This is a genomic window from Burkholderia sp. Tr-862, assembly GCF_011753085.1.
Lineage (GTDB): Bacteria > Pseudomonadota > Gammaproteobacteria > Burkholderiales > Burkholderiaceae > Burkholderia > Burkholderia ambifaria.
The window spans coordinates 1-3,011 of sequence record NZ_VWWG01000309.1; the positions used below are offsets into that span (position 1 = coordinate 1).

Annotated in this window: 3 protein-coding genes; all 3 read right to left on the reverse strand. The window is 70.3% G+C overall.

What is annotated here, in order from left to right; all coding sequences use genetic code 11:
- Positions 1-493: phosphorylase (locus F3J14_RS34245; RefSeq protein ID WP_166726673.1), on the reverse strand; the 493-nt coding region annotated here is incomplete at its 3' end.
- A 3-nt stretch (positions 494-496) separates the two neighbouring features.
- Positions 497-2,470: a squalene--hopene cyclase gene (shc, locus tag F3J14_RS34250; RefSeq protein ID WP_166726674.1), complete on the reverse strand. Its 1,974-nt coding sequence runs from the start codon at positions 2,468-2,470 to the stop codon at positions 497-499.
- Positions 2,471-2,485: 15 nt separating this feature from the next.
- The coding region (locus tag F3J14_RS34255) for an FAD-dependent oxidoreductase (RefSeq protein WP_211080431.1) at positions 2,486-3,011 on the reverse strand (526 nt) is incomplete at its 5' end.

Sequence of the window (3,011 nt, forward strand, 5' to 3'; positions counted from 1 at the left end):
TGACGGCGCGGCACACCGCAAACGGCACGCCGCGCGACGCCGCGAAGGCCGCGGCGATATGCGACTCCATGTCGACGGCGAGCGCGCCCTTCGCGCGATGCAGCGAAGTCTTTTCCTGCTCGCTGACCACCGGCGCGCTGACCGCCGCCATCGTGCCGCGCGTGACGCGCGCCCACACCGGCGTGTCGTGCAGCGCGGCGACGAGCCGCGCGCTCCAGGTCGGATCGGTGTGCACACGGCCGAACGGCCCGTCGATCGCGTCCGCGATCACGAGCGCGCCGGGCGCGAGGTCGGGCGCGAGCCCGCCGGCCGTGCCGAAGCTCACGATGCCCGCGCAACCACGCGCGGTCGCCTCGGCCAGTGCGCGCTCGAGCCGGTCGGCGCGCGCGGCGAACACGGCCTCGACGCCGTGACCGCGCGCGATGCGTGCCTCGAACGCCATCCCCGTGACGGCGATTACGGGCAACGTGCCGTTGTGCTGCGTCGGCGCCACGCGTTACAGCCCGAACGTCACGCGCGTGGCGTTGTCGCGCTTCAGGTTGCGATAGCGCGCGAGCGCCCACAGCGGGAAGAACTTGCGATAGCCGTGGTAGCGCAGGTAGAACACGCGCGGGAAGCCCGTCGCCGTGAAGCGCGTCTCGTCCCACAGCCCGTGTTCCTTCTGCTCGGCGATCAGGTACTCGACGCCGCGCGCGACGGCCGGGTTGTTCACCTCGCCGGCCGCCATCAGGCCGAGCAGCGCCCAGGCCGTTTGCGACGCGGTGCTCGGCGCCTGCTCGAAGCCACGATAGTTCAGCTTGTAGCTGTCGCCATCCTCGCCCCAGCCGCCGTCCTTGTTCTGGATCGACAGCAGCCACTGCGCGCCGCGCTTCATGCGCGGATCGTCCGGCGTCAGGCCCGCGGCGTTCAACGCGCACAGGGCCGTCCACGTGCCGTACACGTAGTTCATCCCCCAGCGGCCGTACCAGCTGCCGTCCGGCTCCTGCTCCTTCAGCATGTAGTCGAGCGCGCGGCGCGCCGGCTCGCTGTTCAGCGGCGTCTCGCCGAGCTGCGCCAGCATCGACAGGCAGCGGCCCGACACGTCGGCCGTCGGCGGATCGAGCAACGCGCCGTGATCCGAGAACGGGATGTTGTTCAGGTAGTACTGCGTGTTTTCCGGTTCGAACGCGCCCCAGCCGCCGTCGCTGCTCTGCATCCCGACGACCCACTCGCGCGCGCGCGCGATCGAATCGCGAAACGCGTCGTTGTGCTTGAGTTTCTGCACGCGATCCATCGCCACCGCGACCACCGCCGTATCGTCGACGTCCGGGTAGTGCGGGTTCGCATACTGGAACGCCCAGCCGCCGGGTCGCACGTGCGGGCGGCGCGAGATCCAGTCGCCGCGCACGTCGAGGATCTGCAGCGGGCGCAGCCATTCGAGGCCGCGGATCACGGCCTCCTCGGCGCGCGCCTCGCCGGTCTCGAGCAGCGCATGCGCGGCGAGCGACGTGTCCCACACCGGCGACAGGCACGGCTGGCAATACGCTTCGTCCTCCTGCACGACGAGCAGCTTCTCGATCGACTTGCGCGCGATCGCGCGGTTCGGATGATCTTCCGCATAGCCGAGCACGTCGTACATCATCACCGCGTTGGCCATCGCCGGATAGATCGCGCCAAGGCCGTCCTCGCCGTTCAGGCGCTCGTCGACGAACGACACGGCCTGACGGATCGCGCGTTCGCGCGTGTAGCTCGGGAACAGGCCGTCGGCCGCGCGCAGCGCATGGTCGACCACGCGGAAGAACGCGAACCAGCCGGGGCTCTGGTGGCCCTGGCGCGGCAGCAGCCCGGCGTTGACGGGCGGGTCGACGAACAGTTCGTCGATGCGCACGCCACGCGGGTTCTTCGCGATCGGACGCTTCGCGTTCAGCACCAGCAGCGGCACGATCACGGTACGCGCCCAGTACGACACCTTCGACAGGTGGAACGGGAACCACTGCGGCAGCAGCATGATCTCGACCGGCATCATCGGCACCGCGCGCCACGGAATCGCACCGTACAGCGCGAGCTGGATCCGCGTGAATACGTTCGACATCTCCGCGCCGCCCATCGCGTGGATCGCACGGCGCGCGCGCTGCATGTGCTCGGCGTTCTCGTCGTCGCCGATCACCTTCAGCGCGAAATACGCCTTCACGCTCGCGCTGATGTTCGGCGCGCCGTCGGTGAACAGCGGCCAGCCGCCGTCGGCCTGCTGGACGCGGCGCAGATAGCGGCCGATCTTCTGTTCGAGCTCGAGGTTCGGCGTCTCGCCGAGATAGTGGACGAGCAGCACGTATTCGGCGGGAATCGTCGAGTCGGCCTCGAGTTCGTAGACCCAGTGTCCGTCCGCGTTCTGCGCGGCCAGCAGCGCGTCGGTCGCGCTGGCGACGGCGGCATCGAGCCCGGCCGGCACGGTGCCGGCGGACAGGGTAGCCATTTCGGTGAGATCGTTCATCGGTCCCTCTGTTACTTACTGTGTCTGGAGCACGTCCGCGGCCAGTTGGCCGGAACGGATCGCGCCCTCGATCGTGGCGGGCAAGCCGGTGGCAATCCAGTCGCCCGCCAGCACGAGATTGGTCCAGCGCGTACGCGCGGCCGGACGTTTCATTTCCTGCGACGGCACCGCCGCAAAGCCTGCGCGGGGCTCGACGACGAGCTGCCACGCGGGAATCGTTTCCGGGTTCGCGCCGCTCACGCGCGCGACGTCTTCCCAGATGCGCCGCGCGAGCGCGTCGCGCGGCATGTCGAGCCAGCGGCCCGCGTCACGGATCGTCGCCGCCAGCATGCCGCCGCCGGCGCGCACCGCGTCGACGACGCCGTTGACGACGGTCGTCTGCGGCGGGCCGCCGGCCGGTGCGTCGACCGCGAAGTACGCGGTCACGACCGCGCTGAACGTGTCGGGCGCGGTGAGATCCGGGACGAGCGGTTGCGCGACCTCGGGCGGCACGGCGAGCACGATCGCGTCGCCCGGCGCGAGATCCACGCGCTCGCCGCCG